We start from the raw sequence: 24923 nt of genomic DNA, 5'->3' as shown, positions 1-24923 counted from the left end.
ACGCCGGTGACCGCGATGGCGATGCGGCCGCGCCCTCGCCGGCCGCATCGTGGATGGCCCCGGACAAGGTCAGGAGCCGTCTCGTGTATGTCTTCCGTTCGATGCTCGTGGCGGTGTGCGCGGTGCCGATGATCCTTGGGTCGTCGCGTCCCGCCATGGCGGCTACTGATATTCCAGGCGAACGCGCGCTGGCGGACTTCTTCGACGCCGCGATGGCGGACGGGTTGGCGGCCGGCCACGTGCCGGGCGCGGTCGTCTCGGTGGTGGGCGGCGGAAAGACGATCTTCAGCAATGGGTACGGGCTGGCCGACGTCGAGAATCGCAGGCCCTTCGACCCGGACACCTCGCTGGTCCGGATCGCCTCGATCACCAAGCTGTTCACCTGGACCGCGGTGATGCAACAGGTTCAGCTGGGCAGGCTGGACCTGAAGGCGGACGTCAATCGGTACCTCACCTCGTTCCGGATTCCCGCCACCTACTCCCGGCCGGTCACGCTGCAGGACCTGATGGACCACACGGCCGGGTTCGAGGACCGTACGATCGGCGTGGGTTCGCGGAGCAAGGACGACGTGCCGCCCTTGGCGGATCATCTCGCCGACGCCATGCCCGCGCGGGTGCGCCCGCCCGGCGAGGTCTCGGCGTACTCGAATTACGGGGCGGCGCTGGCCGGATACATCGTGTCGCGGGTGAGCGGGCAGCCGTATGACGAGTACGTGCGCGACCACATCCTCGACCCGCTCGCGATGCGGCGCAGCACGGCCGCCGAGCCCGTGCCCGCCCCGCTGGCCGCGGATCTGGCGCGCAGCTACGAATACGAGGGCGGGGCGTACCGCCGCAAGCCGTTCGTCTTCGACAACCTCGCGCCCGACGGGTCGATCAGTGCCACCGCGAACGACATGGCCCACTTCATGATCGCTCACCTGCGGGACGGCCGCTTCGGCGACCGGCGCATCCTCGACGAGCCGACGGCCCGGCTCATGCACCAGCGGACGTTCGCCGCCGATCCGCGCATCGACGGGTACGCCCACGGGTTCAAGGAGCAGACGCTCAACGGGCATCGCGTGATCATGCATGACGGTGGCTGGGAGGGTTTCCAGAGCGCGTTGCTGCTGGTGCCGGACGCCGACCTCGGCCTGTTCGTCTCCATGAACGGCCTGGACGAGGCCGACACCGCAGCGAAGATCATTCCTGCCTTCTTCGACCGCTTCCTGCCGGGAAAGCGCGCCATGTCCGGTGGCGGGGGTTCCGCCACGCCGGTCGAAGGCTTCTACAAGCCCACCCGGTCCGCCGAGTCCAGCATCGAGAGGGTGGTCGCCCTGACCGGTTCCACGCGATTGCGGGTGGCGGGTGGGAAGCTCGGCTTCGGCGGGTCCACGTGGAGCCCGCTGGGCCCCGGGCTGTACCAGCAGGACGGCGGTACGCGGCGGCTGGCGCTGGTGACCGGCGGGAGCGGTGTCGCGTACGTGGCCACGGACGGCCCCGCCTACCAACGCGTCCCCTGGTGGGACACCCCGCCGGTCAATGTCGTCATCATCCTGCTGTTCGCCGTCACCGCGCTGACCGCCGTGCTCGGCCTGCCGGTGGCCGCGGTGGTCCACCGGGCCAAGAAACGTCCCGTTCCGCGCGGGTGGCGAGCCGGGCGTGTCATGACCGGGCTCGCCGCCGCGGCCGGACTGGCGTTCGTGGTGCTGTTCACGCTGGTGCTGACCGGCGACACGAGCATCCTGTACGGCGTGCCGGCCAATGTCCAGGTCCTCCTGGTGCTGCCGGTGCTGGTCCTCGCGCTCACCGTCGCCGGGACCGCCGCCACCGCGCGGGCCTGGCGGCGCGCGGGTGTGCTGGCCCGCGGTCACCAGGTGGTCGTGCTGGCGGGACTGCTCGCCCTGCTCTGGTTCTGCGGGCACTGGAACCTGCTCGGCTGGCACCTGTGATCACTCGGCCGCCCGGCTCCCGGGCTCGCGGAACTCGCGGTCACCGGCATCGGGCGTACGCGCCGGGCCGTCGATGACACCGCCCGTGCCGTCTGGACGACCTCGGGCCGGGCGATCGTGGCTCGGATTATCGATCAGTCGACGCACATCGCCTCATGCGTGGACCGGTAGACCCAGGTGCCGCCACCAGGAGAAATATAAATGCTGAACGTGTTATAGGTCCCAGGGGTGCAGTCGTGGCCGACCGCGAGGACGGCCTGCCGGGCTCGATTCTCGGCCGCCGCCCACCCCGCCGCCTGGGTGCTGCCCGCCCCATCAGCAGTGGCGCTGCGCGGAGTGTCGTAACCGTCGGCATGCGCGCTGACGGGCGTGGTGGCCAGGCCGGCCGCCATCACGGCTAACGCGAGGCCGAGTCGGCGGAGCCAGGTGACTTTTCGCATGCTTCTCCTTGTGGCAGGACGGGCAGCTGATCGATCAATATTGATTTAGCCCAGATCGATACAGTGCGGTATGGCCGTTTGGCCACAGGAGTCTGGCGATCATTGTTCTATTAATGGAACCTGGTCGATATGCCGGCCGTCGTTTACGCGGCGAACTGCGATGATTCACCGCGCTCTGCTCGATCTTGTGACAGGAATTGGCCGGACGGAGACCGGGCGCACTTCCTTGGCCGGGGGCTCTGGTGCCGGTGGTGTCGGCGGGTGACCATGGGGGCATGGAGGCCGTCCCTGAGTGGTTCGTGACCCTGGCCGAGGAGTTGCTCGCGGTGCCATCGGTGGCCGACCGCCCGGCCGATCTTCACCGGGCATTGGACCTGGTGCTCGACTTCACCGGGCCCGGCTTCACGGTGGAGCGGTTCGAGTCGGGCGGTAAGCCGAGCGCGCTGGTCTACCCCGTCTCGGCGACCCGCCCGCGGTTTCTAGTGATCTTCAACGCGCACCTGGACGTGGTCCCCGCTGCGCCGGACCGGTTCGTGCCCCGCCGCGAGGGTGATCGCCTGTACGCCAGAGGCGCCCAGGACATGAAGGTGTCGGCGCTGGTGATGGCCTGGGTGTTCCGCGAGTCGGCCGCCGGGCTGCCCTATCCGGTCGCGCTGCAACTCGTCACCGACGAGGAGATCGGGGGGCGGAACGGCACGTTGCACCAACTCCGGCAGGGCGTCATCGGTGACTTCGTGGTGATCGGCGAGCAGAGCGGGCTGCGGGTGGTGACCGACTCCAAGGGCATGGTCGTGGCCAACCTGCGGGCCACCGGGCGCGGCGCGCACGGCGCCTACCCCTGGCTCGGCGACAACGCCCTGCTCAAGCTGATGCGCAGCGTCGACAACATGCTGGCCCGATACCCGGTCGCCACCGAGGAGGTCTGGCGCACCACGGTGAACCTCGCGCGGGTCGAGACGCCGGGCGCCGCCCGGAACCAGGTCCCGGCCCTGGCCGAGGCGTGGCTGGACATCCGCTTCCCGCCGGAGGACCGCGAGTTGGCCGGGCGGTCCCCGCAGCAGGTCGCCGAACATCTGCTGGGCTTCTGCGAGCCGGGCGTCACCCCGGTGGTCGACCACGTCGACCCGCCGCACCACGCCGATCGCGACCGCCCGGAGGTGCGCGCGCTGCGCGCGGCGGCGAGGGACCAAGGCTACGACGCCCCCTTCCTGCGCAAGCACGGCGCCGCCGACGGACGGTTCTACTACGAGCGGGGAGTGGACGCGGTGATCTTCGGCATCGGCGGCGACGGCCAGCACGGCCCGGACGAGTACGCCGACCTGGCGACGGTGCTGCCGTACCGCCGGGCGCTCACCGCGTTCCTTCGCGGCCGCTGATCCGTCGTCCGCGACGGTCCGGCCCGCTGGACTCATGAGTCGCAGCACGCCGTGTACCTCGTTCGACGGTGGGCGTCCACGGCGGTTTGAGCACCTCCCTGCACCAGGTGCGGAGGTCCGTCGAGGTGGGCTTGGGCGGCCGCCCGGCCCGCCGAATCTTCGGCGGATTCGGGATGGTGCAACATTTCAGGGGTTCTGGGGCGTCTCAGCCGGGATGGACGAGAGGACCCCTGCCTGTGGATGACGTGCCGGATTTCGCGGAGTTCGCCGCCGATCGGATCGACGCGCTGTTCCGCTACGCCTACATGCTCAGCGGCAACCCGCACGACGCCGCCGACCTCGTCCAGGAGGCGATGCTCCGGCTGCGCGGCTCGTGGTCGCGGGTGCGGCGCAAGGACGATCCGGAGAGTTACGTGAAAACGACGATCACCAGGCTGCACATCTCGGTCTGGCGGCGGCGCAGGCGCGAGCATCTGGCGTGGGAGGTACCCGAACGGCCGCAGCCGGTGGCGGAGTCGCCGCTGGACCTCTGGGACGACCTGGCCAGGCTGCCCAAGAGGCAGCGGGCCGTACTGGTGCTGCGCTACTACCAGGACCTACCGGATGCCGAGATCGCCGAGATCCTCGGCATCTCTCCGGCGACCGTCCGAAGTCAGGCACATCGCGCCCTCGGCAAGCTGCGTGACACCGTGACCCCGCTAAGGAAGGTGCGATGAAGGACGTCGAAGAGGCGCTGCGCCGCACGTTCGCCGGCGCGGAGGCGCGGATGCCGGCCACCCCGCCGGATCTGCTGCGCCAGGTGACCGCGGGGCGGATCCGGCGCGGACGCCTCGGCCCGATGCTGGCGACCGCGATGGCCACCTGCCTGGCGATCGGGGTCGCGTCGGTCGTGACCTGGCGGCCTCCCCTGCCGTCGCCCGCCATCACGGCCGAGCCCGCGCCGTCCACGGCCGGACCACGGATCGTGGCGGAGATCGCGCCGCCACTGGAGCAGGTGCTGCCTTCGGTGATCACGGAGGTCCCCCGGAAGGTCCCCGGCGGTGAGGCGTTCACGCCGAAGCTGTTCATCGATTCCCGCACCCTGCTCGGGTACGTCTCGAAGAAGGGCTACGACCCTGCGCCTGAACTGTGGGCCTATCACGTGGAATCGCAGACGTTCCGGCACCTGGCCACCATCGACCAGCCCATCGCGCCGGTGGACGCGCCGGCGGTGGGCGACGGCGTGATCGCCTGGTTCAAGTATGCGGACCGAGACATCCACATCATGACGGTTCCGGTGACCGGTGGCACTCCTCGCACGGTGGCCTCGTTCCCGGCCGAGCGGGACGTGGACAAGGTGAACGGGGACACCATTCATCGGGTGGACCTGGCCGTCGGTGACGGCAGTATCTACTGGTCGTCGACCAAATCGGGGGGCGTCCACCGGGTTCCGGTGGCTGGCGGCGAACCGTCGCTCGTCCCGGGCACGGAAGGGCTGCGCATCTTCTCCTGGCCCTGGGCGGGGCGCTTCCGAGACGGTTGGCCGGGGGGCCTGACGAGCCCGGTCAACTTGAGCACCGGGGAGCGGCTCGAAGATCCATCGCAGACGCGATGCGAGGTGACCTGGTGTTTCACCGGCCACCAGGCGATCCGCCGCGACGGCCGCCAGGTGCTGGACCTGCCGGGCGATTACCCCCGATCAGTCGTGGCCGAGCGCTTCGTCACCCTGCGTCAGGTCGACCGGCAGGGACGGCAGGCCAGAGTGATCTTCGATCTCGCCACATCAAAGGTCGGCCGGCTATGGATCAGCGACGATCGCAAGGCATCCCCCACCCTGTACACGAGCACGGAGATGTTCTACTTCAAGCGCGGTGCCACCTGGGTCGTCATCCACGACCCGGACCGCTAGTCCCGTGGCCCCGCCGCACGCTCCGGCACAGGCCGCCGAACATCGCCCGACCCCGTCCCGCGCCCGGGGGGCCGCGAATGCCGCTGGACATGGCGGATCATGGAGAGGTGTCGAGGTACTTGCTGGATCACGCGTGCCGGCTATGGGCGAACATGGCCCGTGTTCCCGTCACGTTCCCCCGGCGCGGAGCCGTGACCGTGGTGGTCTCTCCCGGATCGTGGTTGTGTCCGGCGGGATGGACGGGAATCGTCACCCTGGGTGGCGCGGCATTGGCCACGGTGCCCGAGGCCGGTCTGGTCGATCCGGTGCGTCGCGTCCTGCTCGCCGATCTCGGCGGAACCGGCGTTGAGCTTTCTGGACTCTCCGCCCGGCTACCGGTCCACGATGTCCTTGGCCCGGCGACGCTCGCGTACCTCGATGCCGATGATTTCGTTTCGGCCCATATCGATGCCGGAGTCGAACGTCTACCGGCGGACGACTGCGACGTAGCCCGACTGGTGGCCGCAGTGGACGACCAGGATGCCGACGAGAGCGGGGTGGATGAGGTCGATTCGGCGGTCTGGGCGATCCGTGAAGGGAGGAAGGTGATCGCCGCCGCGGGGTATCGCTCATGGTCGGATGGGGTGGCGCATCTTTCCGTCCTGGTGGACGCGGAACGTCGCGGTCGTGGGCTGGCTCGCCTGGTGGCCTCGGCGGCGGTGGCCGAAGCCCTGGCCGAAGGGCTGTTGCCGCAGTGGAAAGCGCGCCCGGAGCCGTCGCGGCGAGTCGCCCGCGCTCTCGGTTTCCGGGAACTCGGCTCGCAGTTGAGCCTCCTCCTGCGGCCGCCGGCCGGCTCGGCCGGCCGGCGGTAGCGGTTCCCGGCAGGCGATCAGTAGGCGCACTGGACGACGACGTCGTCCAGATCCACCTGCGCGGCGTGCCAGTACGGGTTGCGCTGGCCCACGGCGAACCGCAGCACGACGTCGGTGCGTTGCGCCGTCCAGCTCACCGTCTGCAGTTCCCAGCCATGCACCCAGTCCTGGGTGATCGACTTCAGCGCGATGTACGTCCAGGTGTCGGGGTCGATCACCTCGAGGTTGAACGAGGCCTGTTCCCCCCACAGTTCCGTCCAGACGCCGGCGGAGCATCGTGCCCCCGGATGGACGCTCACCGGTGTGAGCTGGATGGTCCGCCCGAGCGCGCACCAGTCGCCCTTCGTGTAGGCCCACATGGTGGCCCAGCCGCTCCCGGTACGCGGCGTCGCCGACGGACCGCCGAACGAGGGCCCGCCGCACCCGCCGTTGGCGGTGAACGTCCATCGGGACGCCGGATTCGTCGACGGCTCGAATCCGTCGGTGAGCTGCCAGATGCCCGCGGACGCCGGCCCCGCCGGCATCAGGACCGCCGCGGCGGCGATGACCGCGCCCATCAACGCACGTAACACTGCTGACCGCATGAGTGGACTCCCATGTCGACCCGTGACGAACGGAATGTGGTCCGCGTCGAGAGGGCACCACTCGCGACGACACCGTCATTGTGGCCCGTGCCGGCGGGGTGTCAAGAAAACGGCGGTCACCGATGTTCCCGATCCGCCGGACGGCCGGTCGGCGAGGGTGACGCAGGGCTACCGTCACGCGGACCGCGGTCATCACCGAGGCCGCGGGAGAGCCGAAGGATGTCTGCGCACCTGGCCTGCCGGCTCCGCGGGTCCGCGGGTCCGCAGGCCGGCACGATCACCACCTGGCACCGGAGCCGGACAGGTGCCGCCGGCAGTGGTCCGGACCGGGCGGAGTACATTCCTGGCCATGATCGATAGGTGGGCGGCCGAGGGGATCGCCCGGCTGGACGAGGATCTGGCAAGGCAGGGGGCCACTCCATTGCGGCCGTTCCCGCTGCCCGCGGCGTGGGGAGTGCGGCTCTGGCTGAAGGACGAGTCCGTGCACCCGACGGGTGGTCTCAAGCATCGTCTGGCCCGCGCCATCTTCCGGACCGCCCTCGCCGCGGGCCGCATCGGGCGCGGCACGGCGGTGGTCGACGCGGTCGGCGGCACGATGGCCGTCGCCGAGGCCTACTTCGCCCGCCTGCTCGGCCTGCCGTACACCGCCGTCATGCCGCGCGGGTCCACCGGTGCGGAGGTGGAGCGGCTGGGCGGGAGCGTCCGGCATGTCCATCCGCCGGTGGCCGTATATGGTGAGGCGTCCCGGCTGGCCGAGGAGATGGGGGGCCACTACCTCGACTACTACGCCTCGGCCGCGACCGTCGACTGGCAGGGTGGCGGCCTCGCCGTGGAACTCCTCGACCAGGTGGACCGGTGTCCGGCGTGGATCGTGGTCGGCGCGGGCACCGGGGCCACTTCCGCCGCCATCGGCCGGATGCTGCGAGAGCGACGGCTGCCCGCCAGGCTGGCCGTGGTCGATCCGGAGAACTCCGCCTACTTCCCCGGCTGGACCTTGGGCGCCGCCGACTACGGCACGGGCATGCCGTCGCGGATCGACGGGATCGGCAGACCCCGGATGGAACCCGCCTTCGATCCCGACGTGGTCGACATGGTCGTTCCGGTTCCCGACGCCGCGAGCGTGGCGGCCGCGCGCCGGGTACGCGAGGTGACCGGATCGGCGGTCGGTCCTGCCGCGGGGACGAATCTGTGGGGTGCGCTGGAGCTCGTCACCCGGATGCGGGACCGGGATGAACCGGGCGATGTGATCACCTTGATCGGCGACGCGGGCGAGCGTCACCTGCACAGATGCCATGACGATGCCTGGGCCGAGGCGGCCGGGCTGGACTGGAGACCGCACGCCGCCCGCCTGTCCCGCCTGCTCGGCGCTGAACGGCCGTGACCGGCGTCGGGCGGTGCCGGACCATCGACCGTTCGGTGGATTACGAAGATCCGGCGGACCGGGGATTCTCGGGACGTGACAGTAATTGAGCTCAACGACCTGCGGAAGAGTTACCGGACGCACCGGGCGCTGGACGGCGTCACGCTGACCGTCGGGCGAGGTGAGATCTTCGGTCTCCTCGGCCCGAACGGGGCCGGCAAGACGACCGTGGTGGAGTGCGCGTCCGGCCTGCGCCGTCCTGACGGCGGCACCGTGCGCGTGCTCGGCCTGGACTCGCGGACCCGGCGCCGCGAGCTGCTGCAGCGCGTCGGCGTTCAGTTGCAGGAGGCAGCCCTGCCCGATGCCATCAAGGTCGGCGAGGCGCTGAGGATGTACTCCTCCTTCTACGACCGGCCCGCCGACTGGCGTGCCCTGATGGAGGAATGGGGGCTGACCGCGATGAAGCGCGCCCGCTTCGCCGGCCTGTCCGGCGGCTGGAAGCAGCGGCTGTTCATCGCGCTGGCCCTGGTCGGCGACCCGGAGATCGTCTTCCTCGACGAGCTGACCACCGGTCTGGACCCGGCCGCCCGCCGGATGACCTGGGGGTTGATCCGCGACATGCGCGACCGCGGGGTCACCGTCGTCCTGGTCACCCACTTCATGGACGAGGCGGAAGCCCTCTGCGACCGCATCGCGGTGATCGACCGGGGACGGATCGTGCACGAGGGCACCCCGGATGAGCTCATGGCCAGATGCGACGCCGGATCTCTCGACGACGCCTACTTCACGCTCACCGGGAGGACCGCCTGATGAGGGGTCTCGGCAACGTCATCGCGATCGAACTCAGGCTGGCGATGCGGGATCCGATGGCCGCCTTCTTCGCGCTGGCCTTCCCGGTGGTCATCCTGTGGGTGAAGATGCGCAACGGCGGCACGCTGCCCGGCGGGCTGCCCATCATCGACGCCTTCGTCCCGATGCTCAGCGTCTTCGTGCTCGGCCTGGCCTCCCTGGTCGTGCTGCCGGCCACCCTGGCCCAGTACCGCGAACGCCGGGTGCTGAAGCGGCTGCGCGCCACCCCGGCATCCGCCGGCATGATCCTCGGCGCTCAGTGGGCCGCGCACATGCTGCTGGCCGTGCTCGGCACCGCCCTGCTCACCGTCGTCGGCCTGGTCGCCTACGGCCTCGGCGGGCCGGCCGACCTCACCGCCGTCGTCCTGGCCTGGGTCCTCGGCGCGCTGAGCCTGGGTGCCATCGGATTGCTCGTCGGGGCCCTGGTGCCCACCGGCCGCACCGCCACGGTCGTCGGCCTGGCGCTCTTCTTCCCGATGGTCTTCGTCTCCGGTGCCCTGAGTGCCTGGGAGACCCTGCCGGCGTCGATGCGCTCCATCGGCGGGCTGACCCCCATGGCTCCCGCGGTCCGCGCCGTCCGGGCCGGCTGGGAAGGCCAGCCGGTCTCTCCGCTCACCTTCGCCGCCATGGCCGCGATCTTCCTGGTCGCCGGCGGGCTCGGTCTCCGGGCGTTCCGCTGGTGACCGGCGACGAGGCCGACATCTCGCGATGGGACCGGACCTGGCCGGTCCTGCCGTACCTCTTCATCCTGCTGCCGATGCTCTTCGCCCTGGCGCAGGACCGGCGAGCGGAGGTGGCGGTCCTGGCGGTGCTGACCGGAGGCTGGCACTGGTTCATGGTCTCCTCGCGGTTCAGCCGGATCGAGCGGCCGGTGGCGGCGATCGTCTACTTCGTGGTGACGCTCGCCCTCATCGCCGTACTGATCAGGATGAATCCGCTGTTCACGGTGGCCGGCCTGGGGGCGTTCATCCAGTCGTTCGCCCTGCTGCGCGGGTGGACGGCCTACCTGGGGGTGGCGGCGACGACCGCCGTCCTGGTGGGCGTCCGGCCCGATCCCCGGCCGCCGCGCGAGATGGCCTTCTCGTTCCTGCTCGCCGTCCTGGTCGCTTCGACCGTCGGCCTGTTCATCCGCACCGTCTCCGAGCAGAACCGGCAGCGCAAGGAGATGATCACCCAGCTGAGGGCGGCCTCCGCCAGGCTGGTCGACCTGGCGGAGGAGAACGGAAGCCTGCAGGCCCGGTTGCTGACCCAGGCCCGCGAGGCGGGTGTGCTCGGCGAGCGCCAGCGGATGGCCAGGGAGATCCACGACACGATCGCCCAAGGGCTGACCGCCATGCTCACCCAGCTCGAGGTCGCCGAGAACGTCATCGACGACGCCGCCGCCGTCCGGTCCAGACTGGAGATCATCCGCACCCTGGCCAGGGACGGACTCGACGAGGCCCGCCGGTCGGTGCAGGCGTTGCGCCCCGCCGCCCTGGAGGAGGCCCGGCTCGCGGCCGTCCTTGAGGATGTCGCGGACACCTGGTCACGGGCGACCGGCGTGCCGGCTCCGGTCTCGGTCACCGGCGAGGCGAGACCGCTGCACGCCGAGGTGGAGATGACGCTGCTGCGGGTGGCCCAGGAGGCGCTGGCCAACGTCGCCGAACACGCCTCCGCCGGCCGGGTGGCCGTGACCTTGTCCTACATGGAGGATGTGGTGGTGCTCGACGTGCGCGACGACGGAGCCGGGTTCGACCCCCAGGTGGCGGACCCGTCGCCCGCCGGCGGATTCGGTCTCATCTCGATGCGCCAGCGCGTCGCCCGGCTGGCCGGTGACTTCGCGATCGAGACCGCTCCGGGCCAGGGGACGGGCGTCTCCGCCACCGTGCCCGCCATCCCGGCCGGCCCAAGGAACGGGTGAGACATGCCGATCCGCATGATCGTCGTGGACGATCACCCGGTCGTGCGCGACGGGCTACGCGAGATCTTCTCCACCGATGAGGCCTTCGACGTCGTCGGTGAGGCCGCCGACGGGCCGGAGGCCCTCGCCCTGGCGCGCCGGACCGGCCCCGATCTCGTGCTCATGGACCTGCGGATGCCGGGAATGAGCGGCGCCGAGCTGATCCGCCGGCTGCGTGACCAGCGGCCGGGCGTCAAGATTCTGGTGTTGACGACGTTCGACGATGATTCGGACGTGCTGCCCGCCATCGCGCAGGGGGCCACCGGTTACCTGCTGAAGGACACCCCGCGGGCGGCGCTGCTCCGCGCCGCGCGGGCGGCCGCCCGCGGCGAGACGGTACTGTCTCCCACCGTGTCCGGGCTGCTCGCCCGGAAGGCGGAGGCCCCCGAACGGCGGACGCTGAGCCGGCGGGAGCTCGACGTGCTCACGCTGATCGCCCGGGGCGCCACCAACCGCGAGGTCGCCGCGAAGCTGTTCATCACCGAGGCGACGGTCAAGACGCACCTGCTGCACGTCTTCGCCAAGCTCGGCGTCAAGGACCGGGCCGCGGCGGTGGCGGCGGCCTACGAGGCCGGGCTGCTCGGGCGGGCGGCCGAGAGCTGACCGCGTGGACCGGTGCTCGGGAGGTGGCCGGCCCTCCCCGGCTGCGGACGGCTCGGCCGGACGTCACCCGAGATCTTCCCGCCTGACGGTGCCGGCCTGACGGTGTGCGTCGTCACGGGGCGGCGTTGCCGGTGGACCAGGCCCAGGCGGCGATGCCGACCCGGTTGCGGGCGCCGAGCTTGCGCTGGACGCCGGCGATGTGGTTCTTGACGGTGCCGGGGGAGATGAACAGCGCGGTGGCGATCTCCGCGTTGGTGTGGCCCTGGGCGACCAGCCGGGTGATCTGGAGCTCGCGCTCGGTGAGCCGGGTGCGATCGGCGCGGCCGGACGCCGGCGGCGGTGCCGCGGTGAGCTCGCGCAGCAGCCGTACGGTGATCTGCGGGCTGATGAGGGTGTCCCCGGACATGGCGGCCCGGACGGCCTCGGCGAGCAGGGTGGGACTGGAGCGTTTCAGCAGGAAGCCGCAGGCGCCGTTGCGCAGCGCGGTGTGGACGTAGTCGTCGAGGTCGAAGGTGGTGACGACCACGACCCGGATGGGGTCGGTCACCTGGGGCCCGGCGAGTAGGCGGGTGACCTCCAGCCCGTCCAGGCGCGGCATCCTGATGTCGGCGAGCACCACGTCCGGGCGCAGGTGGCGGGCCTGCTCGACGGCGGTGACCCCGCAGGCGGCCTCGGCGACGACGGTCATGTCCGGCTGGGCGTCCAGGATGATCCGGAACGCGCCGCGGATGTCCTCCTGGTCGTCGGCGACCAGGACGCGGATCGGCCGGCCGGTCATGCCGTGACCGGCCGGGTGTCGCCGCCGTGCGGTGCGGGCGCCAGCGGCAGGGTGACGGTGACCCGCCAGCCACGCGGATCGTGCGGACCGGCGGCCAGCCGGCCACCGAGCGCCTCGACGCGTTCGGCCAGCCCGGCCAGGCCGAATCCGCCACCGTTCCTCGTGTCACCGTTCCTCGTGTCACCGCCTCTCGCACCGCCGAGCAGGTGCCGGACGGGCGCGGGTCCGGGCCGGGCATCGTCTGTCACGGTGACCTCCAGCGCGGGCCCGAAGCCCACGACGCGGGTGCGATGGACGGCCACCTCCACCCGGCTCGCCGCCACCGCGTGGCGGCGCACGTTGGTCAGCGCCTCGACGACGACCCGGTACGCCGTGGCCGACACCTCGCGCGGCACGCCGCCGTCCGGGTCCGCCAGCCCCGCGTCGATGTCGAGACGCACCACCGCGGTGCCGGAGGAGGCGAACCGGTCGGCCAGTTCCCGCAGGTTCGCCAGCGCCGGGGGCGGCGCCCGGTCCGCCGGCTCCTCGTCCGCGGCGTCATCGGCCTCGTGCAGCATCCGCACCGTCCGGTCCATCGACGCCAGCGCCTGCAGCGCGGCCTGCTCGATGCGCTCGAACGCGGCCACCGCCTGCCGCGGGTCCCGCTCGGCCAGGATCCGGCCGACCTGGGCCTGGGCGAGCATCCCGCTGACGTCGTGGGCCACGAAGTCGTGCAGGTCCCGGGCGAGGCGGGTGCGCTGCGCCCGGCGCGCCGCGCGTACCGCGCGGGCGCGGTGGCCGTCCAGGGAGCGCAGGTAGAGCCCGATGGTGGCGGCGAGTGCCGCCGACAGTCCCCAGACGGCGAATCCGGCCAGCGCCTCGATGGTCGGCGGGCCCGGCTCGAACCGGAGCAGCAGGGCCGGCGTGGCCACCCCGGCCAGTCCGGCGGCGGCCGGCGCGTGGCGGGGCGGAGCGGTCCGTACCACCAGGACGATCAGCACGAGCAGGCTCGCCGACTCGCCGACCGGCCAGCCGGGCGCGGAGACGTCCGCGCCGAGCGACCGGACGGCCGCGGTCGCGGCGAGCGACACGAGGCCCGCCCCGCCGGTGACCGCCGCGACCCGGCGGCCGTCCTGCGGCCAGGCGGCGAGCACGCCGAGCGCGGCGGCCATCGTCACCGACGCCGGCAGCGTGGCCGGCGGGCCGTACGCGGGCGTGCAGGCCACACCGGCCATCGTCACCAGGACGGCGACGGCCGCGCCGGCCCGTTCGCGCCGCCGCGGGGCTCCACCGGTACGCACCCTCCCAGCCTAGACAGCGTGCCGGTCCGCCGCCCGTGCCGAACGGCACATCGACCCGCCGGACCCCGCCCGCGGCCATGCCGTTCGGCACCTGGGCCGGTGGCCCATGGCCTCCGAAGCTTGTGCAGGGGACCCGGCCGGCGCGCAGCCCGCCGTCGAGATGTCCCGGTCGCGAGCGCGGCCCGGGCCCCGGCGAGATGGTGAGGATGTGATGGGCGGATGTTCCGCTGGGTGAGGTACTGGCCGGCCTGGGCCGGGTACGCCGCGGCCGGGTGGTCGCTGTCGTACGGGGCGCTCGGGCTCTACTGGGCACTGGGCGGGGACGGTTTCCCGTTCGCGCCGGTCGACGACGCCCACGCCTCGGCGTCGATCCTGGAGGGGAGCCGGGCGGCGATCGTCGCGCCGGTCATGGCCGCGCTCGGCGCGGCCGGTGCGATCGCCGCACTGGCGATGGCCCGGGGATGGGGACGAGGCGGCACCCGTACGGCACTGCTGGTCTTCGGGTGGGCCATGGCCGGGACGCTCGCCCTGCTGATCCCGGACTACACCCTGCTCGCGCTGCTGGCCTTCGCCCCGCTGCTGCTGGTCTTCACCTTCACCGGGGTGCCCGGCGCGCAGGACGGCATCGGGGACATCCTGTACTGGCACCGGGTGAACCTGATCGTCATCTTCGCCGGTGGCCTGCTGTGGGCCCTGGCGACCCTCGCGTACCGGCGGCGTACCGGGCGGGCGTGCGCGCGCTGCGGCCGGCGCGGCGGGGCGCCCGGGCGGTGGGCCACGCCGGACGCCGCGCGCCGCTGGGGCCGGTGGGCCGTCTACCTGGCGTGTGCCGCCCCCGTGCCGTACGAGGTGACCAGGATCGCCTGGTACTTCGGGATCCCGCTGGGCATCCCGGAGGACTTCGAGCGGATGATGCAGCAGACGCCCGGCATGCTGGAGGTGGGACTCGGCTGTGCCGTCGCCTCCATCTGCGGAGGGATCCTCACCCATGGTCTGGTCCACCGCTGGGGCGAGGTCTACCCGCGGTGGGTCTGGTTCCGGGCGGGCCGGCGGGTCCCGCCGGCGCTCGCCGTGGTCCCGGCCGGCATCGTGGCGGTCGTGCTGATCCCGGCCGGGCTGATGAACGTCCGGCTGGGCGTCGACCCCGCCGCGTGGGGCCTCAACGTGCCGAGCATGTTGTGCGTCGTGTGGGGCGTCGCGCTCGGGGCCGCCGCCTACGCTTACGCCCTGCGCCGGCGCGGCGCCTGCCGGCACTGCCAGGCCGCGGACCCCGGCCACCCGGCCGGACCGGTGGTCGAGCGGACGGCCGCCGCGAGCTGAACGCGGACGCCGGGCGGCCGCCGGTCAGGGCGTGGTCTGGCGGTCGAGGTTGAGGGTGGCGATGAGGTCCTCGTGGAGCTCGAACCAGACCCGGTGGCAGGAGTCGACCTCGATGCCGTCGACCCACGCCCCGTCCCCGGATCGGGCGCGCGCCAGGGCGGCGGCGAAGCGGGTGTCGTAGCCGCGGAACCGGGTGAGGAGCCGCCCCAGCCTGGCCGCCAGCGGCGCGAGCGCCCGGTCGATGGCGGTGAGCTCGGCCAGGACCCGGGCGTCCCAGGCGGGATCGGCGTGGTCGTTGGCGGCGAGCCGGTCGCCGGGGACCGGCCGGAGCTGCCAATCGGTGCAGGCCTGCTGGAGGCGGGCGTTCAGCGGGAGGAACTCGCGGTAGACGTCCCGGACCTCGCCGGCGCCGCCGGCGGTGGCGAGCTCGGCCGCCAGCCGGCGCTCGTTCTCGGCCCGGCCGCGTTCGGTCAGGGACCAGCCGCCGCTGCCGCCGAACGCGGTGTGCGCCACCCAGCCGTACGCCTCGGCGTCGAGCAGCGCCTCTTCGGTCGTGGCCGGGTCCAGCCCGAAGCGGCGGGCGATCACCGGGGTGTCGGCGTACCCGGTGATGCGCACGGCGTGCAGGACCAGCAGGTCGGGTGGGGAGTCCTGCGTCATGAGTCGGCGTCCTCTCGGGTGGTCAGCCGGGTGTATCGCTGCTGGCAGGCCTGCGGGGAGTTGAACCCCATCGCCTGGGCCATCTGGGCCCAGGTCAGCCCGGCGCTCCGCGCGGTGAACAGCAGCCCGGCCTCGAGCCCGTCCACCTCGGCGCGGGCGGCGGGCAGCAGGGCGAGCGCGCTGAGGATGTCCTCGGGGCTCAGGTCGGCCCAGCGCCAGAGGGCGAACTGCGCGAGGTCCGTGGCCGACGGCGGGGCGGGCGCGGGTCGCCACGGGCGGGCCTCCAGCGCGTCCGCGCCCCGGCGCAGCAGGCGCTCGCGTGCCTCCTGCTCGCGCCGGGCCTGGCTCTGGTCGGCCTGCCCATCGGCGTTCCCGTGCTTGCGTTCCATGCCGTCCAGCATGCAGAATCAACGAAATGTTGTCAACAAAACGTTGAAAGGCTGGGCCGGATGCTCATACCCTTGGCGGAGGCCGCCCCCGACACCTGTGGAGGCAAGGCCGGCACGCTGGGCGCGCTGCTCCGCGCGGGCCTGCCGGTCCCGGACGGCTTCGCCGTCCCGTTCGCCGGCTATCTCGACGCCGTCCGCGACCTTCGGCCGGGCCGGCCCGGCGGCGAGCCGGACGATCCCGCCGCGGCCCGCCGGGCGATCGAGGCCCGGCCGCTCCGTCCCGCCCTGGCCGGCGCGCTGGAGCACGCGCTCGCCGGGCTGGGCGATCCGCCGGTGGCGGTGCGGTCGTCGGCGGCGGGCGAGGACACCGGCCGGGCGTCGGCCGCCGGCCAGCACGAGAGCCGCCTGGCGGTGCGGGGCGCCGGCGCGGTCGCCCGGGCGGTCCGGGCCTGCTGGGCCTCGGTGTTCACCCCCCGGGCCGTCGACTACCGGCGCGCCGCCGGCCACCGGCGGTCCGGCGATCTCATGATGGCCGTCCTGGTGCAGCGCCACCTGGACGCCGAGGTGTCCGGGGTCATGTTCACCCCCACGAACCCCGGGGACGTCACCCGGATCGAGGCGTCCTTCGGTCTCGGCCCGGCCGTCGTCGCGGGCACGGTCACCCCGGACGCCTACCACGTCGAGGCCGGCGGGCGGGTCGCCCGCACCGTCGCCGACAAGCGGACCCGCCTCGACCGGCTGGGCACCCGGCTCGTCGAGCGCGAGGTGCCCGCCGGTGACCGGAACCGGCCGGTGCTCGACGACGCGGCCGCCGCCGGGCTGGCCGGGCTCGGCGGGCGGATCGCCGCCCTGCTCGGCGGGCCGCAGGACATCGAGTGGGCGATCGCCGGAGGCCGCCCCTGGATCCTGCAGGCCCGGCCGGTCACCGCCGCGCTCCCGCCGGTCCGGCCGGCCGCGGACGTCCCGGCCGGTGCCCTCACCGGAACCGGGGGCAGCCGTGGGAGGGTGACCGGCACCGCGCGGGTCGTCCGCGGCTCCGCCGACTTCGCGCGGGTGCGTCCCGGTGACATCCTCGTCTGCCCCTGCACCGACCCCGGCTGGACGCCGCTGCTCCGGCTGGCCGCCGGCGTCGTCACCGAGACCGGCGGGGTGCTCGCGCACGCCGCGATCGTCGCTCGCGAGTACGCCATCCCCGCCGTCCTCGGCGTCCCGGACGCGACGCGCGTGATCCAGGACGGCACCACCATCACGATCGACGGCACCACCGGCACCGTCACCGCGGCGGCCCGCTGACCGAAAGGAGACGGGCCGGGAGTCCGCGCGGACGTCCCGGCCCGGACAGATCATGGCGACACGACACCTCTACCTGGCCCGGCACGGCGCGGCCGACGCGTTCGGGCGGCTCACCGACATCGGGCGCCGGCAGGCGGGGCTGCTCGGCGAGCGGCTCGCCGCGCTGCCGATCGACGCGGTGTGGCACTCGCCGCTGCCCCGCGCCGAGGCGTGCGCCCGGGAGCTGGGCCGATGGCTGCCGGATGTGCCCGTCACCGAGGCCGCCGAACTCATCGACCACGTTCCCTACGTCCCGGCCCCGGCCGAGACCCCCCGGTCCTGGGCCGGTTTCTTCGACGGCTACGACGAGGCCGAGGCCGCCTCGGGCCACCGGCTGGCCGAGGCGCTGGTCGCCCGGTTCGCCAGGGTGCCGGACGCCGCCACCGAAGGACCCCGGCGGCCGGACCGGCACGAGGTGCTGGTGACCCACGCCTACCCGATCGCCTGGCTGGTGCGGCACGCGCTGGACGCGCCACCCTCCCGCTGGCTCGGGCTGAACAGCGCCAACACCGCGCTGACCGTCATCCAGTACCGGGACGGCCTGCCGCCGACCGTCGTGATGTTCAACGACATGAGCCACCTCCCGCCCGACCTGCGCTGGACCGGCTTTCCCGACGGCGTCCGGCCGTGAAGACGGCTCGGCGCCCGTCCGCGCGCGCCGGACCGGCGCCGACGCCGTCGCACCGGGCTGTGGTGACCGGGCCGCGGTCGGGTGGTGCCTCACGCACCCAGCGGCTCGCCGGCACGCGACGCCGGGGTGAGCGGTGCCAGCCGCCGGCTGAGTTCGAGGACGTTCCTGACGATCCGCGGGTCGCGGCTCGGGGGATACGGGGGCACCGGGCGGGTGCGGGGACCGATGACCAGGCCGGTTCGGCCGTGGAGTGCGGCATCGGTCGCGGCGGTGATCGAGGATCGGGCGGCCGTGGCCGCCGGGCCGGAGGTGGCGCGTTCGAAGGTGCGCCGGACCAGCGGCCAGACCAGCCGCAGCGCGGGCGAGACGATCTTCGGTGAACGCATGGTTCCGTCGGTCATGCCGGTGGCGGCGCCGCCGGGGTCGGCCGCGAACACCGCGATGCCGGTGTCGTGCAGCCGCTCGGCCAGATCCAGGGTGTAGGCGAGGTTGGCGAGCTTGGCGCGGCCGTACCAGTGGAAGCCGTAGTAGCCACCCGGTGGCTCGACCGCGTCGAAGGCGCGCTTGGCGACCCGGACGGCGCCGGAGGTGACGTTCACGATCCGGCTCGGCCGGCCGGCCCGGAGCGAGGGCAGCATCAGTTCGGTCAGCAGGTAGGGGGACAGGTGGTTGACGGCGAACGTCGCCTCGATCCCGTCGACCGTACGCTGCCGGTCGGCGAACATCGCTCCGACGTTGTTCACCAGCACGTCCAGCGGCCCTTCCTCGGCCAGCAGTGCGGCGAGCGCCCGGACGGCATCGAGCGACGCGAGGTCGGCCGCGATGAACCTGGCCCGCGCGCCGGCCGCAGCGGAGTCGATCCGCTCGACCGCCCGCGCGCCGCGCTCGGCGCTCCGGCCGACGACGGTGACGGCGTACCCGGCCGCCGCCAGGCCCGCCGCCGTCTCCAGGCCGATCCCGCCGGTGCCCGCCGTCACCACTGCCCGTCGTCCCTGTTTCACAGCCACTCCCGTCCCGGATCAGCCTAAAGCGGATAGCTATCCGCTTCTCTGCTCGTGACCATAGCACGAAACGGATGGCTATCCGCTTGACGTTTTCAGGGATGGGATGGGGCCGACCGCGTGGCGCGCTCAGCGTGCGGGTCGCAGGCCTTCGATGAGGACGTCGAGGTAGAGCTCGGCATACCGGGAGGTCCCGTCGCCGGAGCGGACCGCGTGCTGGATGCCGCAGATCAACCGGCGAAGGTCGTCGGCCTCGATGTCACCCCGGATGGCGCCGGACCGGCGGGCGCGGTCGAGCAGTTCGGTGACGGCACCGTCGAGTTCGGCCTTCATCACCGAGGTCCGCGCCTCGCTGTCACCGGACGATTCGAGCACCGCGGCGAACCCGGGGTCGTCCAGCGCGCGGGCGAGCGAGAAGCGCAGCATGCGGTGCAGGCCGGCCAGGGCGTCCTCGGCGGCCGCCGCCGCCCGCGCCTCGTCGACGAGTTGCTGGAAGCGTTCCGCCGACAACGCCTCCAGCAGTGCGTGCCGGTTGGGGAAGTGCCGGTACACCGTGCCCACGCCCACGCCGGCGAGCCGGGCGATGGTGTTCAGCTGCAGTGAATCGTCGCCCGCGGCCAGCTGCTCGCGGGCGACCCGCAGCACCCGCGCGCGATTGCGGGCTGCGTCCGCGCGCAACGCCGTCTCCCGGCCGGCCTTCGGTGGTCTCACGGGCTCAGCCTAGTGAGGGCGAATCGCGTGGTTCCGCCGCCAACGGGGTCCCGAGGTCGCGTACGGTGCCGCCGGCGACGGCCCGGAGCGCGCCTGGACCGGTGCCGGCCCGGCGGCGTCGATTGGTGAGGCCCGCTCCGGCCGCCGGTACGCGCCGGCCGATCAGGTCACCAGGTGACCGGGAGTCGCCATACGCCGTAGACCATCGCGTTCTCGCGCAGCGGGACCTGCTCCGGCGGAACCGCCAGCCGCAGGGTGGGGAAGCGGTCGAACAGCGCCCGGTAGCCGATGCGCATCTCGATCCGCGCCAGTTGCTGTCCCAGGCACTGGTGGACGCCATGGCCGAAGGAGAGGTGCTGCCCGGCGTCGGCGCGGTCGAGCCGCAGGGCGCCGGGCTCGGCGAACCGCCCGGGATCGCGGTTGATGACCGACAGCGCCAAGATCACGGTCTCTCCAGCGCGGATGGTCGTGCCGCCCAGCTCGACATCCTCCAGGGCGGCGCGACCCGGTCCGACATGGATGATCGACAGGTAACGCATCAGCTCCTCCACCGCGGTGGCGGTCTGTGATGTGTCCGCACGGAAGGCGTGGAGCCGGTCGGGATGCCGGAGCAGGGCGAACGTGCCCAGGGCGAGCATGTTCGCGGTCGTCTCGTGCCCGGCCACCAGCAGGAGCATGGCGATGTTGACCAGTTCCTCGTCGGTCAGCCCGCCGGCACCGATCAGGCCGCTGATCAGGTCATCGGCGGGGTGGGTGCGCTTGCGTGCCACCAGGTCGCCCAGATAACCCGCCAGCCCGGCCATGGCGGTCATGGCCGTGGTCTCGGAGTTCGTCATGTCGACGAGGATGTCGGTCTGTTCCTCGAAGAACGCGTGGTCCTCGTACGGGACGCCGAGCAGGTCGCAGATCACCAATGAGGGGATCGGGAGCGCGAAGGCCCGCACCAGGTCCACCGGCGGCCCGGCCGCGGCCATGGCCGCCAGCCGGTCGTCGACGATCTGGGCGATGCGCGGTTCGAGCCGCTTCATCCGGCGCACGGTGAACTGGCCGGTGAGCAGGCGCCGATACCGGGTGTGCTCGGGGGGGTCCATGCCGGGGAACCAGCCGGGTGCCGCCGGCGCGGCGGTGCCGCCGGGGCGGACGTTCGGGCGTGACATCGGGGAGTGCCGCAGGTCCGGCCGGGCGCTGAAACGGGGGTCGGCCAGGATCGCGCGGGCGAGGTCGTACCCGGTGACCAGCCATCCCGCGTGGCCGTCCGGGAACGTCAGCGGGACGATCGGCCCGGTCGCGCCGAGCCGCGCGAGGTCGGCGGGCGGGGCGAACGGGCGACCAGGGTCGCGCCGCCCGGGCAGCGGAGGCAAATTTTTGAGAGCGCCATCTTTGTTGAGAGTCGACATGCTTTTGAGTGTACGCTCTCATTATTGGCTCGCGGTAGGGTCGGGTCCATGAGCGGCGGCGGGCTACGCGAACGCAAGAAGGCCAGGACCAGGGAGACGATCCTCCGCGAAGCGTTCCGGCTGTTCGGCGAGCGGGGCTACCACGCCACCACCATCGACCAGATCGCCGAGGCCGCCGAGATCTCGCCGGCCACCTTCTTCCGGTACTTTCCGACCAAGGAGCACCTGGTCACGCTTGACCACTTCCCGCCGCTCGTCCAGGCACTGCGGGGCCAGCCGCCGGGCGAGCCGGTGGCCACCCTGCGCGGCGCGTTCCGCGCGGCGTTCGCCTCGCTGACGGACGAGGAGATCGCGGCCGCGCATGCCCGGGAGGTCTTCGCCGTGACCGTTCCGGAGTTGCTGGTGGCGAACCTGCGCCGCAGCCCGGAAATGCTGCGCGAGATCGCCGGCATCCTGGCCGACCGGGCCGGGTGCGACGCGGACGACCCTCGCATCCGGAACATCATCGGCGCTGTCATCGGTGTCGTGGTCATGCTGTGGCTGCAATGGGCCCAGGACCCCGCGATGGACGGGCCAGCCGAGATCGACCGGGCCCTCGCACACCTGGAGTCCGGGCTCCGCCTCTAGCGGGCGGCCGCCCTGCCGCCCGGCCACCGCGCCACGGATGTCAGCGGGTGCCGAGGTCGTGGGGGATGCCCCCGGCGACGGCCTGGAGCTTGTCGGGGTTGGCGACGTTGTGGACGGCGGTGATCCGGCCTTCGGCGTCGAAGTCGAAGGTGACGGTGGCGATCACCCGGCCCGCGCCGCGGAAGAGCAGGCCCGGCCCGCCGTTGATCTCGGTCGGCTCGGCGGTCATGTCGGCGGGCTGGACGCCCTGGTAGGGCGCGGTGCCGACCGCCGCGAACCAGGTGGCCACCCGGGTGGCGCCGATGATCGGACGCAGGGCCTGGCGGACCTTGCCGCCGCCGTCGGTCCACAGCGTGACGTCCGGGGACAGCAGTTCCATCAGGGCGTTGATGTCCCCGCCGGTCGCGGCGGCCAGAAAGCGCTCGGTGACCGCCCGCTGCCGCGACCGGTCGGCGGCGTAGCGGGGCCGCCGGGCGCGCACGTGCTCCCGGGCGCGGTGCCCCGCCTGGCGGACCGCGGCCTCCGAACGCTCCACCGCCTCGGCGATCTCGGGATAGCCGAGGTCGAAGACCTCTTTCAGCACGAAGACCGCGCGCTCCAGCGGACTCAGCGTCTCCAGCACCACCAGCATCGCCATCGACACCGACTCCGCCTGCGCGACGGCGTCGGCGGTGTCGGCGGCGTCCCGGCCGGTGAGGACCGGCTCCGGCAGCCACGGTCCCACGTACGTCTCCCGGCGGTGCCGGCTGGAGCGCAGCCGTTCCAGCGCCACGTTCGACACGATCCGGGTCAGGTACGCCCGAGGGTCGGCCACCCGCGAGCGGTCGGCCGCCGACCAGTTGATCCAGGCGTCCTGCACGGCGTCCTCGGCGTCGGCCGCGGTGCCGAGGAGCCGGTAGGCCACCGAGAACAGCAGGTTGCGATGCCGGACGAACACCTGCTGGTCAGGGTCGGCCGGGCCGGTCACCGGGCCGCCCCGCTCCGGGTGTAGCGGCCGCCCCGCGGCCAGAACGCGCCAAGGGCGGGCGACTTCTTCATCCGGCCCCAGGTGGGCCACGGCGCGGCGGTCACCGTCTCTTTGTACCGCGCCGCCAGGCGGCCGGTCAGGAACAGCCGTCGCGGGCTGTCGTCGGGCCGGGTGAACTGCACGACCGCGTCCCGCCGGCCCAGGCTGACCGGCATGTGGTAGTAGCCGAACCGGAACGGCCGGGGCTGCTCGCCGTTCAGCACCCGCAGGATCGACAGGGCCGCGTGCACGCCGGTCGGCATGCCGCCCTGGCAGGTGCCGTGCATGAGGCCGTACCCCTGGCGGACCGCGGCCGCGTCGCCCACCGCGAACACCTCGGGGTGGGACACCGAGCGCAGCGCGGCGTCGGTGATGATGCGGCCGCGGTCGTCGACGGCCAGCCCGGCGGCGGCCGCCAGCGGCGACACCCGGGTGCCGCTCGTCCACAGGACCGCGGCGGCCGGCATGATCTCCCCGCCGGCCAGCTGGACCCCGTGCGGCAGCACCTTGGTGACCTCGACGCCGCTCCGCACGGTCACGCCCAGGCGATCGAGCGCGGAGCGCAGGTAGGCCCCGGCCTTCGGGTGCATGGCCGCGCCCGGTTCCCGCCGGCCCAGGAGCACGACCTTCAGCTTCGGGTGCCGCTCGGCGATCTCCGCGGCCGCCTCGACGCCGGTCAGCCCGCTGCCGGCGACCACCACGGTGCCACCGCCGAGCCCGGCCAGCCGGCCGGCGAGCATCTCGGCGTCCTGGGCGCCGTCCAGGGTGTAGGCGTGGTCGGCCACGCCCGGCACCGCCGCGGTGTCGGTCACGCCGCCCAGCGCGTAGACCAGCGTGTCGTAGGGCAGGACGTGCTCGTCGTCGATCCGCACGGTCCGGGCGCCGGCGTCCACCGCCGTCACCCAGCCGCGCGCGAACCGGGCGCCCGTCCCGTCCAGCAGGTCCGGGACGCTCAGCTCGGCGACCCGCTGCCCGCTCGCCGTCATGTGCAGCCGCAGCCGCTCGGTGAACCGTTCCTGCGCGTTCACCACGGTCACCCGTACGTTCGCAAGCCGCCGGGTGCGGCACGCCAGCTGGATCGCCGCGGACAGTCCCGCGTACCCCGCGCCGAGGATCACCACGTCGTGCCCGGTCTGGTGCTTCATGTTCATCGTTCCGCCTTCTCCGGATGTCGCTGACCACCAGCAGATGGGAGGCGGATCCCCATCTGTGACATGCGGCCGCTGTGATGGGCGCCACAGCAGGCCCGCGGCCGGAGCCGCGGCCGGCCCGCGTCCGGCTCGCGCGGCCGGCGGGGCGGCGCACCGGCGCTGCCGGTCGGCGGTGGGCCGCCCCGGAACGCGGACGGCCTCCGGTGCGGCGGAAGCGCCGCACCGGAGGCCGCCAGGATCAGCGGGCCGGTCCGCCGGCGGGGACGGCGCCCGTGCCGTTCCCGCCGGTCCGGACGCCGGCGGAGGTGACGCGCGGCGCCGGTGACCGGCCTGGTCCGCCGGTCGTCAGGAACGGGTCCACTTCTGGGAGTTGCTGCCGTTGCAGGAGTTGATCTGCAGCTGGGTGCCGTTGGCGGTGCCGGAGTTGACGGCGGTCAGGCACAGGTTGGACTGGACGCCGACGATGGTCCCGTCGGAGTTGACGCGCCACTTCTGGTTGTCCCCACCCCAGCAGCCGTAGATCTGCACGCCCGCGCCGGCGCCGGAGCCGCCGGCGTCCAGGCACTTGCTGCCGTACACCTTCAGCTCCTGCGACGAGCTGCTCGCCCACTGCTGGTTGCTCTGCCCGTGGCAGTCGTACAGCTGGACCCGGGTGCCGTCGGTGGTGCTCGCGTTGGGGACGTCGACGCAGCGGCCGGAGGCGACGCCCTTGATGGCCCCGCCACCACCGGACGGCGGCGGCGTGGGGTTGCCGCCGTCGGAGGAGCCGCCGATGGTGATGTTGGAGTTGCCGCTGCTCTGGTAGCCCTCGGTGGCCAT

At 72.9% G+C, this 24923-nt stretch carries 26 protein-coding genes; 14 read left to right on the top strand and 12 right to left on the bottom strand.

Going from position 1 to position 24923, the window contains the following annotated elements:
• Window positions 1–83: 83 nt before the first annotated feature.
• Window positions 84–1931: a serine hydrolase domain-containing protein gene (locus tag Sru01_RS32665; RefSeq protein WP_203993991.1), complete on the top strand. Its 1848-nt coding sequence runs from the start codon at window positions 84–86 to the stop codon at window positions 1929–1931.
• Window positions 1932–2065: 134 nt separating this feature from the next.
• On the opposite strand, the gene Sru01_RS32660 is transcribed toward Sru01_RS32665, so the two are convergent.
• Window positions 2066–2371: a hypothetical protein gene (locus tag Sru01_RS32660; protein WP_203993989.1), complete on the bottom strand. Its 306-nt coding sequence runs from the start codon at window positions 2369–2371 to the stop codon at window positions 2066–2068.
• A 275-nt stretch (window positions 2372–2646) separates the two neighbouring features.
• On the opposite strand from Sru01_RS32660, the gene Sru01_RS32655 reads away from it, so the two are divergent.
• From Sru01_RS32655 to Sru01_RS32640, 4 genes are all read left to right on the top strand, one after another.
• Window positions 2647–3747, top strand: coding sequence for a M20 family metallopeptidase (locus Sru01_RS32655; protein WP_203993987.1), 1101 nt, complete (start codon window positions 2647–2649; stop codon window positions 3745–3747).
• Window positions 3748–3983: 236 nt separating this feature from the next.
• A complete protein-coding gene (locus Sru01_RS32650) occupies window positions 3984–4463 on the top strand; it encodes a SigE family RNA polymerase sigma factor (protein ID WP_239137940.1) in 480 nt (159 codons plus the stop codon).
• A 50-nt stretch (window positions 4464–4513) separates the two neighbouring features.
• Window positions 4514–5635, top strand: a complete 1122-nt coding sequence (locus Sru01_RS32645) for a hypothetical protein (RefSeq protein ID WP_203993983.1) — start codon at window positions 4514–4516, stop codon at window positions 5633–5635.
• 191 nt (window positions 5636–5826) lie between these two features.
• A complete protein-coding gene (locus Sru01_RS32640; RefSeq protein ID WP_239137939.1) occupies window positions 5827–6486 on the top strand; it encodes a GNAT family N-acetyltransferase in 660 nt (219 codons plus the stop codon).
• A gap of 17 nt (window positions 6487–6503) precedes the next feature.
• On the opposite strand, the gene Sru01_RS32635 is transcribed toward Sru01_RS32640, so the two are convergent.
• Window positions 6504–7058 (bottom strand): hypothetical protein, encoded by a 555-nt coding sequence (locus Sru01_RS32635; protein ID WP_203993981.1) that lies wholly within the window; start codon window positions 7056–7058, stop codon window positions 6504–6506.
• A gap of 361 nt (window positions 7059–7419) precedes the next feature.
• Between Sru01_RS32635 and Sru01_RS32630 the strand changes: the two genes are divergently transcribed.
• The 5 genes from Sru01_RS32630 (at window position 7420) to Sru01_RS32610 (ending at window position 11821) form a co-directional block, all read left to right on the top strand.
• Window positions 7420–8451, top strand: a complete 1032-nt coding sequence (locus Sru01_RS32630) for a pyridoxal-phosphate dependent enzyme (RefSeq protein WP_203993978.1) — start codon at window positions 7420–7422, stop codon at window positions 8449–8451.
• 75 nt (window positions 8452–8526) lie between these two features.
• Window positions 8527–9240, top strand: a complete 714-nt coding sequence (locus Sru01_RS32625) for an ABC transporter ATP-binding protein (protein WP_203993976.1) — start codon at window positions 8527–8529, stop codon at window positions 9238–9240.
• Entirely contained in the window at window positions 9240–9962 is a 723-nt protein-coding gene (locus Sru01_RS32620) for an ABC transporter permease (RefSeq protein WP_203993974.1), read from the top strand. Before Sru01_RS32625 ends, Sru01_RS32620 begins: the two co-directional genes overlap by 1 nt.
• Window positions 9959–11179, top strand: coding sequence for a sensor histidine kinase (locus Sru01_RS32615; protein ID WP_203993972.1), 1221 nt, complete (start codon window positions 9959–9961; stop codon window positions 11177–11179). Before Sru01_RS32620 ends, Sru01_RS32615 begins: the two co-directional genes overlap by 4 nt.
• Before the next feature lie 3 nt (window positions 11180–11182).
• Complete coding sequence (locus tag Sru01_RS32610; RefSeq protein WP_203993969.1) at window positions 11183–11821, top strand: response regulator; 639 nt, start codon at window positions 11183–11185, stop codon at window positions 11819–11821.
• Between the two features lie 112 nt (window positions 11822–11933).
• Here the strand turns inward: Sru01_RS32610 and Sru01_RS32605 are convergent, their stop codons facing one another.
• Together Sru01_RS32605 and Sru01_RS32600 are read right to left on the bottom strand one after the other, a co-directional pair.
• Window positions 11934–12599: a response regulator gene (locus Sru01_RS32605; RefSeq protein WP_203993966.1), complete on the bottom strand. Its 666-nt coding sequence runs from the start codon at window positions 12597–12599 to the stop codon at window positions 11934–11936.
• Window positions 12596–13879 (bottom strand): sensor histidine kinase, encoded by a 1284-nt coding sequence (locus Sru01_RS32600; RefSeq protein WP_203993963.1) that lies wholly within the window; start codon window positions 13877–13879, stop codon window positions 12596–12598. The genes Sru01_RS32605 and Sru01_RS32600 overlap by 4 nt, the downstream gene beginning before the upstream one ends.
• Before the next feature lie 219 nt (window positions 13880–14098).
• On the opposite strand from Sru01_RS32600, the gene Sru01_RS32595 reads away from it, so the two are divergent.
• Window positions 14099–15199, top strand: coding sequence for a hypothetical protein (locus tag Sru01_RS32595; RefSeq protein ID WP_203993960.1), 1101 nt, complete (start codon window positions 14099–14101; stop codon window positions 15197–15199).
• 24 nt (window positions 15200–15223) lie between these two features.
• On the opposite strand, the gene Sru01_RS32590 is transcribed toward Sru01_RS32595, so the two are convergent.
• Together Sru01_RS32590 and Sru01_RS32585 are read right to left on the bottom strand one after the other, a co-directional pair.
• A complete protein-coding gene (locus Sru01_RS32590; protein WP_203993957.1) occupies window positions 15224–15859 on the bottom strand; it encodes a transcriptional regulator in 636 nt (211 codons plus the stop codon).
• Window positions 15856–16248: a DNA-binding protein gene (locus Sru01_RS32585; RefSeq protein WP_203993954.1), complete on the bottom strand. Its 393-nt coding sequence runs from the start codon at window positions 16246–16248 to the stop codon at window positions 15856–15858. The genes Sru01_RS32590 and Sru01_RS32585 overlap by 4 nt, the downstream gene beginning before the upstream one ends.
• A 60-nt stretch (window positions 16249–16308) precedes the next feature.
• On the opposite strand from Sru01_RS32585, the gene Sru01_RS32580 reads away from it, so the two are divergent.
• Complete coding sequence (locus tag Sru01_RS32580) at window positions 16309–17541, top strand: PEP/pyruvate-binding domain-containing protein (RefSeq protein WP_203993951.1); 1233 nt, start codon at window positions 16309–16311, stop codon at window positions 17539–17541.
• A gap of 52 nt (window positions 17542–17593) precedes the next feature.
• Entirely contained in the window at window positions 17594–18211 is a 618-nt protein-coding gene (locus Sru01_RS32575) for a histidine phosphatase family protein (protein ID WP_203993948.1), read from the top strand.
• Window positions 18212–18300: 89 nt separating this feature from the next.
• Here the strand turns inward: Sru01_RS32575 and Sru01_RS32570 are convergent, their stop codons facing one another.
• From Sru01_RS32570 to Sru01_RS32560, 3 genes are all read right to left on the bottom strand, one after another.
• On the bottom strand, window positions 18301–19212 hold the full coding sequence (locus Sru01_RS32570; RefSeq protein WP_203993945.1) for an SDR family NAD(P)-dependent oxidoreductase: 912 nt from the start codon (window positions 19210–19212) through the stop codon (window positions 18301–18303).
• Window positions 19213–19341: 129 nt separating this feature from the next.
• Window positions 19342–19923 carry a TetR/AcrR family transcriptional regulator gene (locus Sru01_RS32565; protein WP_203993942.1) on the bottom strand — a complete coding sequence of 194 codons (582 nt, stop codon included), beginning with the start codon at window positions 19921–19923 and terminating at the stop codon, window positions 19342–19344.
• Between the two features lie 167 nt (window positions 19924–20090).
• Window positions 20091–21320 carry a cytochrome P450 gene (locus tag Sru01_RS32560; protein ID WP_203993938.1) on the bottom strand — a complete coding sequence of 410 codons (1230 nt, stop codon included), beginning with the start codon at window positions 21318–21320 and terminating at the stop codon, window positions 20091–20093.
• Window positions 21321–21368: 48 nt separating this feature from the next.
• Here Sru01_RS32560 and Sru01_RS32555 point away from each other — a divergent pair, with 48 nt between their 5' ends.
• Window positions 21369–21947, top strand: coding sequence for a TetR family transcriptional regulator (locus Sru01_RS32555; protein WP_203993935.1), 579 nt, complete (start codon window positions 21369–21371; stop codon window positions 21945–21947).
• Between the two features lie 40 nt (window positions 21948–21987).
• Here Sru01_RS32555 and Sru01_RS32550 read toward each other — a convergent pair whose 3' ends face one another.
• The 3 genes from Sru01_RS32550 to Sru01_RS32540 form a co-directional block, all read right to left on the bottom strand.
• On the bottom strand, window positions 21988–22914 hold the full coding sequence (locus tag Sru01_RS32550; RefSeq protein ID WP_203993933.1) for an RNA polymerase sigma-70 factor: 927 nt from the start codon (window positions 22912–22914) through the stop codon (window positions 21988–21990).
• Window positions 22911–24104, bottom strand: a complete 1194-nt coding sequence (locus Sru01_RS32545; protein ID WP_239137938.1) for an NAD(P)/FAD-dependent oxidoreductase — start codon at window positions 24102–24104, stop codon at window positions 22911–22913. The genes Sru01_RS32550 and Sru01_RS32545 overlap by 4 nt, the downstream gene beginning before the upstream one ends.
• 345 nt (window positions 24105–24449) lie before the next feature.
• Window positions 24450–24923 (bottom strand): RICIN domain-containing protein (locus Sru01_RS32540; RefSeq protein ID WP_203993931.1); only part of this gene is annotated, 474 nt, incomplete at its 5' end.

Origin of the sequence: Sphaerisporangium rufum, assembly GCF_016863395.1 — a bacterium.
Lineage (GTDB): Bacteria > Actinomycetota > Actinomycetes > Streptosporangiales > Streptosporangiaceae > Sphaerisporangium > Sphaerisporangium rufum.
Note: the sequence above shows the minus strand (reverse complement) of the source record. Positions and strands in the feature narration are given on the sequence as shown.